General features: G+C 61.6%; 15 protein-coding genes. 8 read left to right on the top strand and 7 right to left on the bottom strand.

Translation table 11 applies throughout. The features are described from left to right. Positions 1–138 precede the first annotated feature (138 nt). From LOL23_RS04470 to ccsB, 3 genes are all read left to right on the top strand, one after another. The gene (locus tag LOL23_RS04470) at positions 139–840 is read left to right on the top strand and encodes a c-type cytochrome (RefSeq protein WP_160977648.1); all 702 of its coding nucleotides are present in this window, start codon (positions 139–141) and stop codon (positions 838–840) included. A 170-nt stretch (positions 841–1,010) separates the two neighbouring features. Continuing rightward, positions 1,011–2,996 (top strand): cytochrome c biogenesis protein ResB, encoded by a 1,986-nt coding sequence (locus LOL23_RS04475; protein ID WP_160977847.1) that lies wholly within the window; start codon positions 1,011–1,013, stop codon positions 2,994–2,996. 9 nt (positions 2,997–3,005) lie between these two features. Further along, positions 3,006–4,364: a c-type cytochrome biogenesis protein CcsB gene (ccsB, locus tag LOL23_RS04480; RefSeq protein ID WP_160977650.1), complete on the top strand. Its 1,359-nt coding sequence runs from the start codon at positions 3,006–3,008 to the stop codon at positions 4,362–4,364. A gap of 136 nt (positions 4,365–4,500) precedes the next feature. On the opposite strand, the gene lysA is transcribed toward ccsB, so the two are convergent. From lysA to LOL23_RS04495, 3 genes are all read right to left on the bottom strand, one after another. Next, complete coding sequence (gene lysA / locus LOL23_RS04485; protein ID WP_160977652.1) at positions 4,501–5,766, bottom strand: diaminopimelate decarboxylase; 1,266 nt, start codon at positions 5,764–5,766, stop codon at positions 4,501–4,503. Beyond that, positions 5,763–6,002 carry an LPS translocon maturation chaperone LptM gene (lptM, locus tag LOL23_RS04490; RefSeq protein ID WP_160977654.1) on the bottom strand — a complete coding sequence of 80 codons (240 nt, stop codon included), beginning with the start codon at positions 6,000–6,002 and terminating at the stop codon, positions 5,763–5,765. Before lptM ends, lysA begins: the two co-directional genes overlap by 4 nt. 119 nt (positions 6,003–6,121) lie before the next feature. Beyond that, positions 6,122–8,572, bottom strand: a complete 2,451-nt coding sequence (locus tag LOL23_RS04495; protein WP_160977656.1) for a penicillin-binding protein 1A — start codon at positions 8,570–8,572, stop codon at positions 6,122–6,124. Between the two features lie 114 nt (positions 8,573–8,686). On the opposite strand from LOL23_RS04495, the gene LOL23_RS04500 reads away from it, so the two are divergent. The 3 genes from LOL23_RS04500 to LOL23_RS04510 are packed head-to-tail and all read left to right on the top strand — an operon-like array spanning position 8,687 to position 11,509. Continuing rightward, positions 8,687–9,271, top strand: coding sequence for a shikimate kinase (locus LOL23_RS04500; protein WP_160977658.1), 585 nt, complete (start codon positions 8,687–8,689; stop codon positions 9,269–9,271). Then, complete coding sequence (gene aroB, locus LOL23_RS04505; RefSeq protein WP_160977660.1) at positions 9,268–10,350, top strand: 3-dehydroquinate synthase; 1,083 nt, start codon at positions 9,268–9,270, stop codon at positions 10,348–10,350. Before LOL23_RS04500 ends, aroB begins: the two co-directional genes overlap by 4 nt. A gap of 16 nt (positions 10,351–10,366) precedes the next feature. After that, a complete protein-coding gene (locus LOL23_RS04510; protein ID WP_160977662.1) occupies positions 10,367–11,509 on the top strand; it encodes a deoxyguanosinetriphosphate triphosphohydrolase in 1,143 nt (380 codons plus the stop codon). Here the strand turns inward: LOL23_RS04510 and uvrA are convergent. Next, entirely contained in the window at positions 11,481–14,381 is a 2,901-nt protein-coding gene (gene uvrA, locus LOL23_RS04515) for an excinuclease ABC subunit UvrA (protein ID WP_237173215.1), read from the bottom strand. The genes LOL23_RS04510 and uvrA overlap by 29 nt on opposite strands. Before the next feature lie 149 nt (positions 14,382–14,530). Between uvrA and LOL23_RS04520 the strand changes: the two genes are divergently transcribed. Both LOL23_RS04520 and ssb read left to right on the top strand, forming a co-directional pair. Further along, positions 14,531–15,739, top strand: coding sequence for an MFS transporter (locus LOL23_RS04520; protein WP_160977666.1), 1,209 nt, complete (start codon positions 14,531–14,533; stop codon positions 15,737–15,739). A gap of 170 nt (positions 15,740–15,909) precedes the next feature. Beyond that, positions 15,910–16,401, top strand: coding sequence for a single-stranded DNA-binding protein (ssb, locus tag LOL23_RS04525; protein ID WP_160977668.1), 492 nt, complete (start codon positions 15,910–15,912; stop codon positions 16,399–16,401). 150 nt (positions 16,402–16,551) lie between these two features. Here the strand turns inward: ssb and LOL23_RS04530 are convergent, their stop codons facing one another. From LOL23_RS04530 to LOL23_RS04540, 3 genes are all read right to left on the bottom strand, one after another. Continuing rightward, positions 16,552–17,313: an SDR family oxidoreductase gene (locus LOL23_RS04530; protein ID WP_160977670.1), complete on the bottom strand. Its 762-nt coding sequence runs from the start codon at positions 17,311–17,313 to the stop codon at positions 16,552–16,554. A gap of 129 nt (positions 17,314–17,442) precedes the next feature. Then, complete coding sequence (locus tag LOL23_RS04535) at positions 17,443–18,147, bottom strand: ABC transporter ATP-binding protein (RefSeq protein WP_160977672.1); 705 nt, start codon at positions 18,145–18,147, stop codon at positions 17,443–17,445. Then, on the bottom strand, positions 18,140–19,921 hold the full coding sequence (locus tag LOL23_RS04540) for a branched-chain amino acid ABC transporter ATP-binding protein/permease (protein WP_160977674.1): 1,782 nt from the start codon (positions 19,919–19,921) through the stop codon (positions 18,140–18,142). The genes LOL23_RS04535 and LOL23_RS04540 overlap by 8 nt, the downstream gene beginning before the upstream one ends. Between the last annotated feature and the right edge of the window lie 7 nt (positions 19,922–19,928).

A 19,928-nucleotide genomic window follows, 5' to 3' on the forward strand; every position in this document is an offset into this window, starting at 1 on the left:
TAATCGCGCATTTGAAACTGTTGCGTCTTTTCCCCGGTTGCGCATTTTAGGCGTCTCTCGGTTGCGAAATGGCGTCGTTACCGTGGTGTCTTGGCACCTTGATCGTCCATCGATCGTCCGTCGATCGTCGAGGTATTCATGAAGCACATGCTTTCCAGTATTGTCATGGCCAGCGGCTTACTGCTGGGTTCTTCGCTCGTTGCCACGGCGTGGGCCGCTGGTGCGCAGGGCGCCCCCAAGCCCGATGCGGCCAAAGGCGAGCAGTTGTACACCAACGGTGACCCGGCGCGCGGTATCCTGGCCTGTGTATCCTGTCACGGCGCGGGCGGAAACAGCGTCATTCCGCTCAATCCCAACCTGGCTGCCATGCCGCATGAGTACATCACCAAGCAGTTGGTCGATTTTGCGCCCAAGGGTGACACCGCACCCGCGCGTGGCGGTGCAAACGGCGCGCCGTCTGTCATGACGCCTTTCGCGTCGGCCCTGAACGAGCAAGACAGGCAGAACATTGCGCTGTATCTGGCTCAGCAGCCGCTGGATCCCGCCACTGCGGCCACTGCCACTAAAGAGGCAACCATGGAACGCGGCCAGAAGATCTGGCGCGGCGGCCTGCCCGACCGCGGCGTACCTGCCTGCGCGGGCTGCCACTCAGCCAACGGCGCCGGCCTGCCGGCCAGCTATCCCCGCCTTTCCGGCCAGCATGTCGAGTACCTTGCCACCCAACTCAAGCTGTTCCGCAGCGGCGAACGCAAGAACAACGACGTCATGACTGCCATCGCCGACCGCATGTCTGATGCCGACATCGCGGCGGTGGCCGACTACGCAGCCGGCCTGCGCTAGGCACGCATCCGCGCCGTGGGCGCGCAGGCCCGGCCTGATGCCGGGCCAAAACGTACCAACCAAGGGGAGGCTGAAGCCGGCGCTCCCCTTTTTTCATGAAGCTTCGATCTGTGTCTCAATCTTCTCACACGCGGCGTATTGGCCCCGATCTGATCGAACTGCTGGGTTCCATGCGGTTTGCGGTCAGCCTGTTGGTGTTTATCTGCGTGGCCAGTCTGATCGGCACGGTATTGCAGCAGAATCAGCCCGCCAATACCTATATTGATCGCTTCGGGCCATTCTGGTTCGAGGTATTCGACAAGTTCTCGATTTGGCAGATTTACAACAGTTGGTGGTTTCTGCTGATCATGACGTTTCTGGTGGTGTCCACCACCATTTGCGTGTTGCGCAACGCGCCCAAAATGCTGCGCGATGCGCGCACTTTCCGCGAGTACGTGCGCGCCAGCAGCTTGCGCGCTTTTCATCATCGCGTCGAGGCCGACTCTGGCCTGGCGCCTGATGCCGTGCTGGAACGCGCGCAGGGGTGGCTGCGCGCCAATGGTTATCGCTACAAGGTGCGCCGCGACGAGGCAGGCATGATGCTGGCCGCCAAGAAGGGGGGCGCTAATCGTTTGGGCTACATTTTTGCGCATACTGCAATCGTGGTGATCTGCCTGGGCGGCCTGCTTGACAGCGAGCTACCCGTGCGCATCCAGGCATGGTTGGGCGGCAAATCGCCGATCACCCAGAATATGCTGATCTCCGAAGTGCCAGAAAGCGGCCGGCTGCCAGCCGCCAATCCGAGCTTTCGCGCCAATATGATGGTGCCCGAGGGTTCCCGCAGCAGCACAGCCATTGTCACCGTCGACAACGGCGTATTGGTGCAGCCGCTGCCGTTCACGCTGAAGTTGGACAAGTTCCTGGTGGACTACTATTCCACCGGGATGCCCAGCAGCTTCAAGAGTGAGGTGGAGGTCACCGACCCTCAATCCGGCGACAGCTTCCGCCGCACGATCGAAGTCAATGAGCCGCTGCGCTACAAGGGCGTGACAGTGTATCAATCGGGTTTTGACGACGGCGGCAGCAAGCTGCGGCTTACCGGATACCCGCTGGTGGGGCCCGGCAGCGCACCCTTTGATGTGAGCGGTATCGTGGGCGAGGGCGCCGAGATCACGCCCACCGGCCAAGCCAAGACCGGGCCATTGCAGGTGAAGTTTACAGGCTTGCGCGTCATCAACGTGGAAAACCTGGGGACAGGCGAGGCGCCTCAGGCCAAACCCATGATGGAGCATGTGGCGGCCGTAACAGGCAGCGCGGCGGGCAGCAAGAACGAGAACCTTATTAACGTGGGCCCCAGTGTGCAGTACAGCATCACGGGCGCAGACGGGCAGTCGCATGAGTTTACGTCGTATATGCTGCCGATGACGCTCGACGACTCGTTGGTGTTTCTGGTGGGGGTGCGCAGGTCCGCCGCCGAACCGTTCCGCTACGTGCGCATCCCCGCAGATGAAAAAGGCTCGATGCGAGAGTTCATGCAATTGCGCGCCGCGCTGGCCAACCCGGCGCTCGTGGATGCCGCTGCACGGGGTTTCGCCGCGCGCAATGCCAATGGCACTCTGCAGGCCCCATTGCTTGAAAAGGCGGCCAAGGGCGCCTTGGATGCCTTCCGTACCGAGGGCTTTGACGGCATTATCGCGCGCGTGCCCGAACAGGAGCGAGAGCGGGTGTTGGGTTTCGCGGTCCCCATGATTCAGTTGTCTTTGGCCCAATTGCGCGATATCGTAAGGGAGCAGAACGGGCTCCCGCCGATCGATACCGCAGGCGACGGGGCTATTGCGGCAGACCGCTGGGTGCAAAGCGCACTGCTGGCGCTGGCCAACCTGCCCGATTTCCCCGCACCGGTGCTCATGACACTGACGTCGTTCGAGCATGTTCAGGCCAGTGTCTTCCAGGTTGCGCGCAGTCCGGGCAAGAATACGGTGTATCTGGGCAGCCTTTTCCTGATCATCGGTATCTTTACTATGTTCTATGTGCGCGATCGGCGGATCTGGATCTGGATCCGTCGGCGTGACGAGGGCAGCGGGCTGCTGGCGGCGATGACCTCCCAGCGCCGCACGCTCGATTTCAATCACGAGTTCGAGCGCTTCCGCGAGGCTTTCAAGCGCATCGTTACCTGAGAGGTTTATATGTCCGAGTCTACATTGCAAGGTCACGCGCCCATGTGGGAATCCACCATGTCGGCCAGCGGCGACGCGCGGGGCCGGCGCGGCCGCCCCGACTGGACGGATGCGGTTTTCTTCCTGCTGCTTGCCGTTGGCGCTGGGTTTGCCCTGTCGCGCTTTGGCTATGCCATGGATTATTACGAGAAGCTTATCCTGGCAGGCGCGGTGGTGCTGTTGTCGTGGATGGCCTGGCTATGGCGGCCATTGCGCACGTTAATGGTGGCCAGCGGCCTGAGCGCGCTGTTCGCCATCTGGCTATACAGTGCGGGCGGCGCTTTGGATCAGGGCGATATTTCGCGCGCCGAAAACGTGTTCTTCCTCAAGTACCTGTTTTCATCGCAATCGGCCATCCTGTGGATGTGTGCGCTCTTCGTGCTGGCCACGGTCTGTTATTGGGTCGGGTTCTTTAGCACCACCGCTGCATGGCTGGGTTCGGTTCTCACCTGGGGCGCTGTTTATGCAGGCACCACCGGTCTGCTTGTGCGTTGGCGCGAAGGCCATCTGCTGGGGCCCGACATCGGCCATATACCGGTCAGTAACCTGTACGAAGTCTTTGTGCTGTTTGCCCTGATCACTGCTTTGTTCTACTTGTATTATGAACGCCGCTACGCTACCCGCGCACTGGGCGGTTTTGTGCTGATGGTCATCAGTTCGGCGGTGGTTTTTCTGCTGTGGTATTCATTCACGCGAGATGCTTTCCAGATCCAGCCCTTGGTGCCGGCGCTCAAGAGCTGGTGGATGAAGCTGCATGTGCCTGCCAATTTCATTGGCTACGGCACGTTCTCGCTGGCGGCCATGGTGGGCTTTGCCTATCTGGTCAAAGAGCATGGCCAGACGCGTTCACTAGCCAAACTGGTACCCCTGTTCGTGCTGGGCGCCGTACTGTGCGCCGAACCCATGGTTTTCGGCTCGCGCGAGCTGTCGCCTACGTGGATGCTTTATTTTGGCTTGGGCGCCATTATCGTCGGTGCCATCCTGGCGTTGCGCGGCCCGATTTCGGCACGCCTGCCTTCGCTCGAGATACTGGACGACATCATGTACCGCGCTATCGCGGTGGGTTTTGCCTTTTTTACCATTGCTACTGTGCTGGGGGCGCTGTGGGCAGCAGATGCCTGGGGCACGTACTGGCAATGGGATCCGAAGGAAACCTGGGCGCTGATCGTGTGGCTGAACTACGCCGCCTGGCTGCATATGCGCCTGATGAAAGGCCTGCGCGGCACCATGGCGGCCTATTGGGCGTTGGCGGGGCTGCTGGTCACCAGCTTCGCCTTCCTGGGCGTGAATATGTTCCTGTCGGGCCTGCATTCGTACGGCGAGCTGTAAGCAGGCTGGCCCGGGCAGCGTCGGGCCCTACACAGGCACGGCTGCGGCCCGTCGCCGGGCCCGGCAAGCCGTTTTGCCGAATCGGTGCCTGATGGATGCCGGTGGATTAGGCCGCGCTTTGGCGGCCCATCGCACCTCAGGGCAGCACGGATTCGTTCTCGAACAGGCTGTCGACCGTTTCACGCGGGCGTACCACGTGCGCCTGATAGCCATCTACCATGACTTCGGCCGCCCGCGGCCGCGTGTTGTACTGACTGGACATGGTGAATGCATAGGCGCCTGCCGACATGACCGCCAGCAGATCGCCCTGTTGCAGCGCAAGGCTGCGGTCGCGCGCCAGCCAGTCGCCACTTTCGCACACCGGCCCGACCACGTCGTAAACGGCGGGCTTGGTATCGATGCGCGGCTTGACGGCCTCGACATCGTGCCAGGCTTCGTACAGCGTGGGGCGGATAAGGTCTGTCATGGCAGCATCGACAATGGCGAAATTCTTGGCGTCGCTGTGCTTGAGGTATTCGACCCGGGTCAATAGCACGCCGGCGTTACCCACTAGCGAACGGCCAGGCTCCAGCACCAGTTCGAGATGGCCCAGGCTATGGCGGTCGAGCATGGCGAACACCTGCGTGAGCAGCGTCGTGGGCGAGAGCAGGGTTTCGTCGGTATAGCGGATGCCAATGCCGCCGCCCAGATCCAAGTGGCGGATATGAATGCCTTCGCCGGCAAGGGCCTGGATCAGGCGGATTAGTTTGTCGAGCGCATCAAGGTAGGGCGCTGCCTCGGTAATTTGCGAGCCGATGTGGCAGTCGAGCCCGACGACCTTCACATTGGACATGCCGGCTGCACGCCGGTAGACGCGCAGTGCCTCGTCGATGGCAATACCAAATTTGTTTTCTTTCAGGCCGGTGGAGATGTAGGGATGTGTCTGGGCATCGACATCGGGGTTGACGCGCAGCGACATGGGCGCCACCAGACCCATCTCGCGCGCAACGGCGTCAAGACGTTCGAGCTCGGCTTCGGATTCGACATTGAAGCACTTGACGCCCGCCTTGAGCGCCGCCTGCATTTCCCAGACTTGCTTGCCTACACCCGAAAACACCACGCGGGCAGGATCGCCGCCGACGGCCAGCACGCGCGCCAGCTCGCCGCCCGAGACAATATCGAAACCCGAGCCCAGATTCTTGAACTCGTTCAGCACGGCCAGGTTGGAATTGGCTTTCATACCGTAGCAGACAAGCACCTTGCGGCCTTGGGCGGCGTCTTGGTAGGCCTGCCAGGCATCGCGCAATGCCTGGCGCGAATATACATACAGCGGCGTGCCGAACTGGTGGGCAAGCTCTGTGAGGGGGACGTTTTCGGCGTGCAGGACGCCATTTTGATGCTGGAAGTGCGGAGCGACGGTCATTGGGTATAGCCGGATGGAGCGGGAGCGGGCTGGGCCGCGGGTTGTACGGGCGAGGTTTGGACAGAGGATTCAGGCACCACATCGGGCGGCGCGGTGAGTGTTGCGCTGGGCGGTGGTGGAGGCGGGGGCATATAAAGCGGGCCCTTGTAGCCACAGGCAGCCAGGCCGGCCAGCAAGCCGGCCGCGCCGACATAGCGTACCGTGATCGCGGCCGCGCGGCGGTGCAGGGTAAACATGATGGATACTCCGGATTAAAGGATGATTATGCACTGTACGGTGGTGCTTTGTCCTGTGGGGAGGGCCGCAATAAAAAAGGCCCGCATCGCGGGCCGGAAGCCGTGGCGCCGGATCGGCGTCAGAAGGGCACGTTTGGCGGCGGTGGAACGTTGCCGCGGCGGCCTAGTTGGTTGAGCAGGTCGCCAATGCCGTCGAGCACGCCACCACGACCACCGGTGCCGGGCACAGGGAAGGTATCGACGTCGGACGGCGCGGGCAGGCCGACGCGTGCCACAGCCTGCCCTGGCGGGAACTCCGAGAAGTAGTAATCGCCGTTGATCTTGCTGAGCCCTTCGGGCATGGGACCGGGCTCTGTGGGCGGCACACGCTTCAGGGCCTCGTGCATATAGCCTGCCCAAATCGGCAGTGCGGCACCGCCGCCGGTTTCACCCTGGCCCATGGAGCGCGGCTGATCGAAGCCCATCCAGGCAATGCCGACCAGCTTGGGCGTGAAGCCGGCAAACCAGGCATCGTTGGAATCGTTGGTAGTGCCGGTCTTGCCACCGATATCGGTGCGTTTGAACTCCCGGCCTACACGTGCGGCGGTGCCGTATTTGGTCACGCCACGCATCAGGTCGTTCATGACGTAAGCCGTACGCGGGTCGATGACCCGGGCGGCGGCATCGCCGGCAACAACCGGTTTGGCCTGCATGATGACTTTGCCACTGCTGTCGGTGACGTGATCGATGAGATAGGGCGGAACGCGATAGCCGCCATTGGCGAATACCGAGAAGGCGCCCGCCAACTGAAGCGGCGTGACACTGCCCGCACCCAGTGCCAGTGGCAGCACGGCAGGCTGGCGCTCGCGGTCGAAGCCAAAACGGGTGATGTAGTCTTGCACGTATTTGGGGCCGACCGCCTGCATGATGCGGATGGACACCATGTTTTTCGATTTGTAGAGCCCTTCGCGCAGCGTCAGCATGGGCTCGTACTTGTTGCCGTAGTTCTTGGGCGTCCAGGCCTTGGAGCCCGTTTGCGCGGCTGTGAGCATGAAGGGTTCGTCGGAAACCTGCGTTGCCGGCGTCAGGCCGCGTTCGAGCGCCGAGGCGTAGATGAAGGGCTTGAACGCAGAGCCGGGCTGGCGCCATGCTTGTGTTACGCGATTGAATTTACCCTCGGCGAAGTCGAAGCCGCCCACCATGGATTGGATGGCGCCGTCTTGCGGGCGCACTGAGACAAATGCCGCCTGGATGGTTGGCATGTTGATGACTTCCCAGTGGTCGCCGTTCTTGTGTACATACACCACCGAGCCGCGCGAAATGCGGTACTGCTCCTTGGCGTTCTTGCCCAGGCCGCGGGCGACAATTTTGAGCGCGTCTTTGTCAGTGATCTCGATGATCTCTTTGGCCGAGCGCGCCACGCGGATTTTGCTGGGGTTGGCCTCGAGCACCACGGCTGTCAACAGATCGTCGTCGTCGGGGTATTTTTCTTGCAGCCCGTCGATCAGCGCATTGAACTCTTCGGGCTTGTTTTCAATGCCCGCAGGCAGGTCGATGGTTTCTTCGGGCCCCGGGTACACGGCGCGCCGGGTGTAGTCGAGAATGCCATCACGCACCGACTGGTAGGCGGCTTCCTGGTCGGTGGACAGCACCGTGGTATAGACGTTGAAACCGCGTGAATAGATGTTGTCTTGGTATACCGAGTAGAGTAGTTGGCGTGCCAGCTCGGCGACGTAATCGCCGTGGATGGCATAGCCGCCCGCAGGCGTGCCGGGTGCCGACTTGAGGATGATTTCTTGGTTTTTGGCCTGCTCGTATTCGGCATCGTTCAGGTAGCCCAGGCTGTGCATGCGGCTGAGCACATAAAGCTGGCGATCACGCGCGCGCTGGAAGCTGGCGATGGGGTTGAGCCGCGACGGGGCCTTGGGGATGCCGGCCAGCATGGCGGCTTCGGCGGGGGTGATGTCGGCCAACTGCTTGCCGAAGTATGTGCGCGACGCCGCTGCGAACCCGTATGCACGATGACCCAGGTAAATCTGGTTCATGTACAGGTCGAGGATCTGGTCTTTGGTGAGCGTGGCTTCGATCTTGAAGGTAAGCAGCAGCTCGTAGAACTTGCGGGTGTAGGTTTTTTCGGATGACAGGTAGAAATTGCGCGCCACCTGCATGGTGATGGTGCTGGCGCCCTGTGTCTTGGACATGTGGGTAAGGTTGGCCAGCGCTGCGCGCGCCACGCCGGTCCAGTCGATGCCGCCGTGCTTGTAAAAACTGTCGTCCTCGGCTGCTAGAATGGCCGATTTCATGACATCGGGGATTTCATCGAAACGCAGCACGTTGCGTCGCTCTTCGCCGAATTCGCCTATAAGGACTTTGTCGGCCGTATAGATGCGCAGGGGCACCCGGGGACGGTAGTCGATCATGGCGCTCAGGTCGGGCAGATTGGGCCATGCGAGCGCCAGCGCAAGCGACAGCAGTAATGCGCCGCAGACGCCTAGCCCCACCACGAAGATGGCCGCCTTGAACACGAAGCGGCCGATCCATGAATGGGGCGTGCCGGTGCTGTCGTTTTGGGAATTTGTAGAAGAACTCATCAAGGGCGATTTTAAGTCTAACCGCGATCAGACTATGATTTGCACAACAGGTTTATGTAACCGAGTGATGCTGGAAGGCCGGGACGGGCGGATTGCAAGTGGGATAATACACAAATGACTCATTCTTTACCTGACGGCGAGGCGGGGCCACAGCGCCAGCCTGCCACACCGGCCGCTAGCTGCCCGATATTTCTGGTTGGCATGATGGGGGCGGGCAAAACCACCATCGGCCGCCAGCTTGCACGCTTGCTGCATCGCGAGTTCATCGACCTGGATCATGAACTAGAAGCGCGCTGCGGCGTACGGGTTACGCTGATCTTCGACATTGAAGGCGAAGAAGGGTTCCGCAAACGCGAATCCAGTGTCCTCGAAGAATGCACCCGGCGCCGCGATATCGTACTGGCCACCGGCGGCGGCGCCGTGCTGGCACCTGAAAACCGTCGTCATCTCAAAGAGCGCGGGCTGGTCGTGTACCTGCGCGCCAGCGCGGATGAGCTCTATCGTCGTGTGGCGCGCGATCGCAGCCGCCCCCTGCTCCAGACGGCAGACCCAAAAGCGCGCCTGCGCGAACTGCTGGCTCAGCGCGAGCCCCTTTATGAAAGCGTGGCCCACATTACGGTCGACACCGGCGACACCCCCGTGGCGCAGATCGCCCGCAACCTGCTTACCTTGCTGCAGCAACATGAGGTCGAAACATGATTACCGTGCCTGTTGACACGCCGGGCGGCGCATATCCCATTCATATCGGTGCAGGCCGGCTCGATGCCCTGGCCCAGAGCATCCCGGCCGATGCTACCGCGATCGCCATCGTCACCAACCCCACCATTGCTGCGCTGTACGGCACACGTGCCGAGCGTGCCCTGGCGGCCGCGGGCAAGCCGGTGATCCGCATCGAGCTGCCCGATGGCGAAGCCCACAAAGACTGGCAGACCCTGAACTTGATCTTCGATGCGCTGCTGCGACACAAGTTCGACCGCAAGGCGGTTCTGGTGGCGCTGGGTGGCGGCGTCATCGGCGACATGTGCGGCTTCGCGGCCGCCAGCTATATGCGCGGCATCCGCTTCGTCCAAGTGCCCACCACGCTGCTGGCGCAGGTGGACTCCTCGGTGGGCGGCAAAACAGCCATCAATCATCCTTTGGGCAAGAACATGATCGGCGCGTTTTATCAGCCGATCGCGGTCGAGATCGATACAGACGTGCTGGCCAGCCTGCCCGCGCGCGAAATCTCCGCCGGCCTGGCCGAGGTGGTGAAGTATGGCCTGATCATCGACCGCTCGTTTTTCGAGTGGTGCGAGGCAAATGCGGCGGGTATGCGGGCCCTGGAGCCCGAGGCAATCGCCTATGCCATTCGTCGCTCATGTGAACTCAAGGCTTACGTGGTGTCGCAGGACGAACGCGAATCCGGACTGCGGGCCATTCTCAATCTGGGCCATACCTTCGGCCATGCGATCGAATCCGGCCTGGGCTATGGCGTATGGCTGCATGGCGAAGCCGTGGGCTGTGGCATGGTTCAGGCTGCGGAACTTTCCGCGTTGGAGCTGGGTCTGCCGCAGGCCGATGTGCAGCGGGTGCGCGACATGGTGCAGGCCATAGGCTGCCCTGTCTCGCCGCCTGATCTCGGCCTGGCCCGCTGGCTTGACTTGATGCAGGTGGATAAAAAGGCAGAGGGCGGGCAAATACGGTTTGTGTTGCTGCCCGAGGTCGGTAAAGCCTGCGTACAGCCGGCCGCCGAAGCGGCGCTGCACGAAGTGCTGGCCCGAGCGGGCGCGCCGGCCTGACGCGCCGGAGGCAAGAATGATTATGCTGGCGCCCTATGCGTGTCATCCCGAAGCCTCCCGCGGCCGTCGCCATACCGAGCCGCCTCCCACCGGGCGCAACGCCTTTCAGCGCGACCGTGATCGCATCATTCACTGCAACGCATTTCGCCTGCTCGAGTACAAAACCCAGGTTTTCATCAACCACGAAGGGGATCTGTTCCGCACACGGCTCACGCACAGCATCGAGGTGGCGCAGATTGCGCGCTCGCTGGCGCGTAATCTGGCGGTGCACGAAGACCTTACCGAGGCTATTTCCCTGGCGCACGATCTGGGTCATACGCCATTTGGTCATGCGGGCCAGGATGAGCTCAATGCCTGCATGCGCGAGTTGGCGCCGGAAGCAGGCGGTTTCGAGCACAACCTGCAGAGCCTGCGTGTGGTCGACGAGCTCGAAGAACGGTATGCCGCCTTCAATGGGCTGAACCTTTGCTTCGAAACGCGTGAAGGCATACTCAAGCATTGTTCGGTGTCGCATGCGCGCCTGCTGGGCGATGTGGGCGAGCGCTTCCTGCAGCGCACGCAACCGTCGCTGGAAGCCCAGATCGCCAACCTGGCCGATGAGATTGCCTACAACAATCACGATATCGACGACGGCGTGCGTTCCGGGCTGATCACTGTGGATCAACTGCTGGTGCTGGAACTGTTCGCCACACACCATGCCCAGGTGCGGCGCAAGTACCCCAACATCGACGACCGCCGCCTCGTGGCTGAGGTTGTGCGAGCCATGATCAATACGCTGGTGATCGACCTGACCGATACGACGCTGGCAAACATACGCCGCCATGGCCCGGCCAGCGCCGACGACGTGCGCGCGGCGCCGCCGTTGGCCGCCTTCTCGCCTGCGATGCGGCGCCAGGCCGACGCGCTCAAGCGCTTCCTGATGGACAATCTGTACCGGCACTACCGCGTGATGCGCATGACAACCAAGGCGCGGCAGATCGTGCGCGAACTCTTCACCGCCTTCATCGATGACCCCCGGCTACTCTCGCAGCAGTACCGTCGCGATGACGAAGTGGCGCAGGCGCGCGCCATCGCCGACTATATCGCGGGCATGACAGACCGCTTTGCCATTCGCGAGCACACCCAGTTGTTCAGGATGGGTGGTGACTCTCACCTGTAGAGGTCGGCACCGGGCCTGGTGAGGGCGTGTCTTGGTGGCGCCGCAGCAGCGGTGCAAGATAGCGGCCGGTGTGGCTGCCGGCCGTGGCTGCGATATCGCGCGGCGTACCCTGTGCAATGATGCGCCCGCCTCCGTCGCCGCCTTCGGGGCCCATGTCCACCACCCAATCCGCCGCCTTGATCATGTCCAGGTTGTGCTCAATGACGACAACCGTATTGCCGCCTTCCACCAGCTTGCGCAGCACATCCAGCAGCAGGGCAATATCCTGGAAATGCAGGCCCGTGGTGGGTTCGTCGAGAATGTACAGGGTGCGCCCGGTGCTGCGCTTGGATAATTCCAGCGAAAGCTTCACGCGTTGCGCTTCACCGCCCGACAGCGTGGTGGCGCTTTGGCCCAGCCGCAGATAAGACAGGCCAACGTCCATCAGCGTTGTCAGCTTGCGCGCCACCGAAGGCACGGCGTCGAAATAATCCAGCGCCTGCGCGACGGTCAGGTCCAGCACCTGGTTGATGTTGCGGCCGCGGTAGCGGATATCCAGGGTTTCGCGGTTGTAGCGCTTGCCGCTGCATACGTCGCAGGGCACATACATGTCGGGCAGAAAGTGCATCTCCACTTTGACCACACCGTCGCCCTGGCACGCTTCGCATCGGCCGCCCTTGACGTTGAACGAGAACCGGCCCGGGTCGTAGCCGCGCGTGCGTGACTCGGGCACACCGGCAAAGAGTTCGCGGATGGGTGTGAACATGCCCGTATACGTGGCCGGATTGCTGCGTGGCGTGCGGCCGATGGGGCTCTGGTCTACGTTGATGATTTTGTCGAAATGCTCCAGGCCTTCCAGTGTGTCGTAGGGCGCTGGCTCGGTCTGGGCGCGGTGCAGCTTCTGTGCCACAGCGGTGGCCAACGTGTCATTGATCAGGGTGGATTTACCCGACCCTGAGACGCCCGTGATGCACACCAGGCGCCCGGCGGGGATGGCCAGGTCGACGTTCTTCAGGTTATTGCCGCGCGCGCCCTTGAGCACCAGCCAGTCCTGGTCTGGTGTAACGGGCCGGTGCGTGCCGATATTGATACGGCGCGCGCCGGTAAGGTATTGGCCGGTCAGTGAGTTGGGGTTGGCGGCGAGCTCGATGGGGCTGCCTTGCGCCACGATCTGCCCGCCATGCTCGCCTGCGCCAGGCCCCATGTCCAACACAAAATCGGCGGCCCGTATCATGTCTTCGTCGTGTTCCACCACGATCACGCTGTTACCCAGGTCGCGCAGGTCATGCAGGGTGTGGATCAGGCGATCGTTGTCCCGCTGGTGCAGGCCGATAGAGGGCTCGTCCAGTACGTACATCACGCCCGTCAGGCCCGAGCCGATCTGGCTGGCCAGGCGGATGCGCTGCGCTTCGCCACCCGAGATCGTGTCGGCACTGCGGTCGAGCGACAGGTAATTGAGCCCGACATTATTCAGAAACTGCAGCCGAGCTTCGATTTCGCGCACAATGCGTTGGGCGATTTCTTTCTTGGCGCCCGTTAGCGCCAGATTCTGGAACCACGGCAGGCAAGTCGCCAGCGACAGTGCCTCGATTTCGTAGATCGCGCGACCGCCGTCGCCGGGCCCGCCGCCCAACAGCACGTTGCGTGCTTCGGGCCGCAGACGCGAGCCGTGGCAATCGGGGCACACTTTGATTTGGCGGTATTTGCCCAGCTCTTCGCGCACTGCGCTGGAGTCAGTTTCGCGCCAGCGACGCTCCAGATTGGGCAAGACGCCTTCAAATGGGTGCTTCTTGACGGTGGTGCGGCCTTTCTCGTTGATGTACAGAAACGATATCTGCTCGTCGCCCGAGCCGTACAGCACCCGCTGGCGGATGTCTTCCGGCAGCGCCTCAAAGGGTGTGTCCAGGTCGAAGCCGTAATGCGCGGCCAGGCTGGCAAGCAGCGTATGCGTAAAGGCATTGCGCTTGTCCCAGCCGCTGATAGCACCGCTGGCCAGACTAAGCTCAGGGAAGGCGACCACCCGCCTGGGATCGAACACTTCAACGACGCCCAGACCGTCACAGGTGGGGCAGGCGCCGATGGGATTGTTGAAACTGAACAGCCGCGGCTCGAGCTCAGTGAGGCTGTAATGGCAGACGGGGCAGGCGTAGCGGCTGGAAAACGGTATTTCCTCACCGTTGTCCATGTTGAGCGCAATGGCGCGCCCATCAGCCAGCTTGATTGCAGTTTCAAAGCTTTCGGCCAGGCGCTGCTGGCTTTCGGGCCGTATGCGCAGACGGTCCACCACAACGTCCAGGTCGTGCTTTTCGGTTTTCTTGAGCGGCGGCTGCTCGTCGATGGACACCATTTCGCCGTCGATGCGCAGGCGCACAAAGCCCTGTGCCTGCAACCCAGCGCATTCTTCTTCGAAACTGCCCTTGCGCGCGCGGGCAATGGGCGCCAGGATGGCCACCCTGGTTTCGGGAGCCAGAGCCAGCACCTTGTCGACCATCTGGCTCACACTCTGCGCCTGCAGGGGTAAGGCGTGATCAGGGCAATAGGGGGTGCCCACACGGGCGTACAGAAGGCGCAGGTAATCGTGGATTTCTGTGATCGTGCCCACAGTGGATCGCGGGTTGTGGCCCGCGGACTTCTGTTCGATCGAAATGGCCGGCGACAGGCCCTCGATCAAGTCCACGTCAGGCTTGTCCATCAGTTGCAGAAACTGGCGCGCATAGGCCGACAGGCTTTCGACGTAGCGCCGCTGGCCCTCCGCGTACAGCGTGTCAAATGCCAGCGACGACTTGCCCGAACCCGACAGCCCCGTGACCACGACCAGCTTGCGCCGGGGCAGATCCACGGAGATGTTCTTGAGGTTGTGCGTCCGGGCGCCACGGATGCGTATCGATTCCATATGCTTGCTGTCTGGCTCTGTCTGGCTGGTTGCGTGCGGGGATTTCAAAAGGCCAACTTGTTACTATAACGCGCCGGGCCATCCATCGCCCGTGCCACCCTGGCCGGCACGCGCGCGGCGGGCCTTATGGTTTAATTGATCGTTCCCTTATGAGCACGCACAACTCCTCCTCCACGCAAAGGCCTCGCGCCAAACTGCGGCTTACGCCTACAGAGCGCCGGGCCAGTGTCATGCTGGCCATGCTGTTTGCCGCCCGTATGCTGGGCCTGTTTCTGCTGACGCCGGTGTTCGCCGTGGTGGCGCAGACGCTGCCGGGGGGCAACGATGCCGCACGTGTCGGCCTGGCACTTGGGGCATACGGCCTTACCCAGGCTGTGATGCAGATTCCGCTCGGCATGGCGTCCGACCGCTACGGCCGCCGTCCGGTCATCATCTTCGGGATGCTGTTGTTCATCATCGGCGGGGTCATCTGTGCGCTGGCCGAAAACATCAACTGGGTGCTTGCCGGGCGCATCATCCAGGGCCTGGGCGCCGTATCGGCGGCCATCACCGCCTGGGTGGCCGATGCCACCCGCCCCGAGGTGCGCACACGCGCCATGGCCATGGTGGGCGGCTCTATCGGCATATCCTTCGCCGTATCGCTTGTGCTCTCGCCCATGCTGGTGGGCGAATTCGGCCTCTCGGGCCTGTTCTGGGCCATTAGCCTGCTGGGCTTCGCCTGTCTGTTGATCGCCGCCTTCGCGGTGCCGTCCGTGCCCCAGGCTGGCACGCCCATCGTGCAGGCCAGCCCGCGCGATGTACTCGGGCACACCGACCTGCTGCGCCTGAATTTCGGTGTGTTCTGCCTGCACTTCATCTTGATGGCGCTGTTCATCGTGGCGCCCGGCCTGCTTGAAAAGCTGGGTGGGTATGCGTCGTCCAGCCTATGGGAAGTCTACCTGCCTGTCATTTTGCTGTCCTTCGTGCTGATGGTGCCTGCGGTGTTCTACACCGAAACACGGCACGCCCACAAAGTCGCCCTTGAGATCTCGGTGGCGGCGCTGGTCGTGGTGCTGGCGCTCATGCCGCTGGCCAGCCAGAGCTTCCTGGCCATTGTTGTGGCCCTCATCGGTTTTTTTATCGCTTTCAATATTCTCGAAGCGCTGCAGCCTTCCCTGGTGTCGCGCGTTGCGCCGCCTGAATACAAAGGCTTGGCGCTGGGCTTCTATAACACGGCCCAGTCCCTGGGGGTTTTCCTGGGGGGCGCCACTGGCGGGCTACTGGCCGCGAGCGGCCGCAGCTCGGCGGTATTCCTGCTGGCCTCCGGCCTGGCTTTCGTCTGGTTTCTCACCTCGCGCGGCTTCCGTCAACCCAACTGACCAGGCGGGGCTGTTTTGTCATGCGTGCTTGTACCAAGGCTGGTGGAAAGGCGCGGATTTATCGTCGATAATGATGCATTGGCCGGCCGTGGTTTTCGCCCGGTCTTCTTCAAATAGCCGTCGTGGTTATTGCGCGCGCCGGTTTTCCAGTTCTCATAGGTATTACTGTCATGGCCTCAGTCAACAAAGTCATTCTCGTCGGCAACCTCGGCCGCGACCCCGAAGTCCGCTACAGCCCCGACGGCGCGGCTATCTGCAATGTTTCGATCGCCACCACATCGACATGGAAAGACAAGGCCACCGGCGAACGCCGTGAAGAAACCGAGTGGCACCGCGTCGTGTTCTACAACCGCCTGGCCGAAATCGCCGGCGAATACCTGCGCAAGGGCCGTTCCGTCTACGTCGAAGGCCGCCTCAAAACCCGCAAGTGGCAAGACAAAGAAACGGGGCAAGATCGCTTCAGCACCGATATCGTTGCCGACCAAATGCAGATGCTCGGCGGCCGTGAAGGCGGCGAAATGGGCGGCGGCGGTGGTGGCGGCGATTTCAACCAGGCACCTCCCCAGCGCAGCCAGCGCCCGGCGCAGCAGCAGCAACGTGGCGCCGCACCCCAGTCCGCCCCCGCAAACCTGGCCGACATGGACGACGATATTCCGTTCTAAGGTAGCCCCGGGGCAGCGTCGCGAACCAACCACCGGCGCGCCTTGGGCTTATGGTCTACGCCCCAAAAATTGAACATGGCTTCAATTTTTGGGGCGTTTTGCATGCAAAATGCGATAAAACGCCGTGCTGGGTGTACTTGAGCTTCATGCTCAGGTCATCAACCACCCGCCCGCCACATCCAGTATCTGGCCCGTTACAAACCGCGCTTGGTCTGACGCAAAAAAAACGCAGGCGTCCGCAACCTCCTCAGGCGTGCCCAGGCGTTTCAGGGCTGTGACCTGTGCGACAGCATCGTTGGTTTCCTGGGATACCATTTTCAGCAAGGGCGTGCTGATGCGGCCGGGCGCCAGGCCATTGACGGTGATGTTGTATTCGCCCAGGTCAGCGGCCCAGTGCCGTGTCGCTCCGATCAGTGCCGCCTTGGTGGCGGCGTAATGGGCGGCGACGATATCGCAGTAGGCCTTGCCTGCCACGGACGACATATTGATGATGCGCCCTTCGCGCTTGCGCATCATGTCCGGCGCGGCGAGCCGGGTCATATAGAAGGCGCTGTTCAGGTTGACCGACACCACGGTATCCCATTCCTGCGGCGGCATCTCCCAGACCTTTAATGCCCTGCCGTTCTGTTTGGGCGAGATGCCTACGTTATTGACCAGGATATCGACGGCGCCAAGCTCTGCCTTGATGGCGGAAAAAGCCGCTTCGCATTCGGTAAATTCGCCAACGTTGGCGCTTACGTACAGCACTTTGTGGCCGGCCGCCTTCAGTTCCGTTTCCAGGGCCTTGCCTGCACCGGCATTGGTGTCGACCATGCCCACGCGGGCGCCTTCGGTGACTAGGGCTCTGACGATGGCGGAACCGATGCCGCCCGCGGCGCCTGTGACCAGTGCAGTCTTATTCTCGAATTTCATGCTTCATCCTTGATGTTCAGCGCGGTCCTGCCGATATGCCGGTTGCTCGCCGCCGCCGCCGCCGTCGCCGTCGCAAATGGTCATGATCGATGCTTGACTGGCTTCAGCATGTTTACTTCCCGCTTGCTCTTAGTGGCCCAGATAGGCCTTTTTGATATGTGCGCTGCCCAGAAGCTCTTCACCGGTGCCCGTCATGACGATGGCGCCGTTCTCGAGTACGTAGCCGCGATCGGCCAGGCGCAGCGTCTTGAACACGTTCTGCTCAACAAGCAGTACAGTCACGCCGTGGTTGGTGATGTCGCGCACAATATCGAACATCTGTTGCACCAGAATCGGTGAGAGCCCGAGCGAGGGCTCGTCGAACATGAGCAGCTTGGGATCGGCCATCATTCCGCGTGCGATGGCCACCATTTGCTGTTCGCCGCCCGACAGGGAGCCTGCCAACTGGTTCAGGCGCTCCTTGACCCTAGGAAAGAGTTGCAGCACCTCTTCCATTTTCTGGTTGACGATAGGCCGTGCCGAGCGTTTGAACGAACCCATGATGAGGTTGTCGCGCACGGTGAAGTTGGGAAACAGCTGCCGCCCTTCAGGAATCATGCTGATGCCGCTTTCCACGATGTCATGGGTGTTTTTGCCGGCCAGATTCTGGCCTTCGAACTCTATGGTGCCCGACATGGCGGGAATAACGCCGCATAATGTTTTCAGCGTCGTAGTCTTGCCCGCGCCATTAGCGCCGATCAAGGTGACGATCTCGCCTTTGTTGACTTCAAAATTCAGGCCGTTGAGTATCTGTGTCTTGCCATAGCCCGAATGCAGATTGGAAACCTTAAGCATCGGCGAACTCCTTGCCCAGATATGCTTCGATGACGGCCGGGTTCTCGACCACTTCCTTGGGTGGCCCACTGACCAGAACTTTGCCTTCATTGATGACGATGATCCGGTCGGACAAGGCCATGGTGGCCTGCATCATGTGCTCAATGAGCAAGATGGATACCCCCGAGTCGCGGATGCGGCGCAGCATCTTGACGGCTTTTTCCAGGTCCGCTGGGTTCAAACCTGCCATGACCTCGTCCAGAAGCAGGACCTTGGGGCGGATGGCAAGCGCGCGGGCGATCTCCAGGCGCTTCATGCCGCCCACGGTCAGATTGCGCGCTTCGGTCTGCAGATACCGGGTCAGGTCGGTTTGCTCGGCGATCCGCAGGGCGACCTGTTCCGCCTCATCGCGATTGGAGGTGTTGATGAAGGCGCCCAGCATAATGTTCTCGAGCACCGTGAGCCCTGTGAATGGCTTTGCTGTCTGAAAGGTGCGGCCCAGCCCTCTATGTGCGAACTCGTCCGGTGTCTTGCTATGCACCCAGTTGCCTTCACGGTCGAGCAGCGAGACCGTGCCTTTGTCTGGCCGCAGAAACCCCGACATCTGGTTGAAGACTGTAGTCTTGCCTGCCCCGTTTGGCCCGATGATCGCCAGGATCTCGTTCTGATACAGCTCCAGAGAGACATCATCGGTAGCCTTCAGGCCGCCAAAGCTCTTGAAGAGCCTGTCGGCTTTCAGCACCACTTGCCCACGGTTTATGACATGGCCACTGGCCATTTCTTCCTTGTGCTCAACCCGTGTGGGCCGGGTGCCCAGGTAGGGAAGCCTGTTCAGCATCCGTTCGATGCGGGGGCCAAACGCACCCGCCAACCCATGGGGAATGGTCAATACCACGACGACCAGGATGATGCCGTAGACCAGGCCATGCATACCGTTGCCCACGGCGCTCAGCCAGCCGCGCGCAAGTTCCGCGACGGGTACGACGAGGAACGCGCCGGCAATTGGCCCCGAGATGGTACCCAGCCCACCAATCAGCGCGAACATGGCGATCTGGATCGACAACTCCAGCGAGAAGGCAGAGGCAGGATCGACAAAAGTCAGGTAGGTAATGTGGAAGGTGCCGATGACACTGGTGAGCATGGCGGAAATCACAGCGGCCCGGATCTTCATCCTGGCCGTTGCGATGCCCACGGCCATGGCGGCGTCCTCGCGTTCGCGAATAGCAATAAGGTAGTGGCCCATGCGCGACTTGCGCACCATCCATGAGGCCCATACGACCATGACGAAAAGAAAGAACGCGATGTAGACGTAGTTCATCTTTTCGCGGAACACGATCCAGGCCCAACCGATGTTAAGGGGCAGGCTGATGCCGCTCGAACCGCCCGTCCAGCTTTCTTCGTGGATCACGAGCAGACGCACCACCTCAAGGATGGCGATGGTGGCCAGGGCAAAGAAAGGCCCTTTCAGGCGCAAGGTGGGGTAGCTGATGATGACGGCCACCGCGCCTGAGATGATGGCGCCGGCAAACATCCCCACCCAAGGCGTGATACCAAAGTTTTGGGTGAGCAGTGTGGCGGTGTACCCGCCTATGCCATAGAACACGGCGTGCCCGAGCGATAGCTGGCCGGCGTAGCCGCCCACGATATTCCACGCTACCGACAGGGCGGAGAAGACAAAAAGCAGGACAAATAGATTGGTCCAGAATGCGGTGCCCATGATCACAGGGATCAGGAGCATGATGGCCATCAGAATGACGCTGACATAGGCCTTGGGGCTGCGAAAGTCGGGAAACAAGGCTCGC

This window comes from Paracandidimonas lactea (assembly GCF_021653995.1).
Lineage (GTDB): Bacteria > Pseudomonadota > Gammaproteobacteria > Burkholderiales > Burkholderiaceae_B > Allopusillimonas > Allopusillimonas lactea.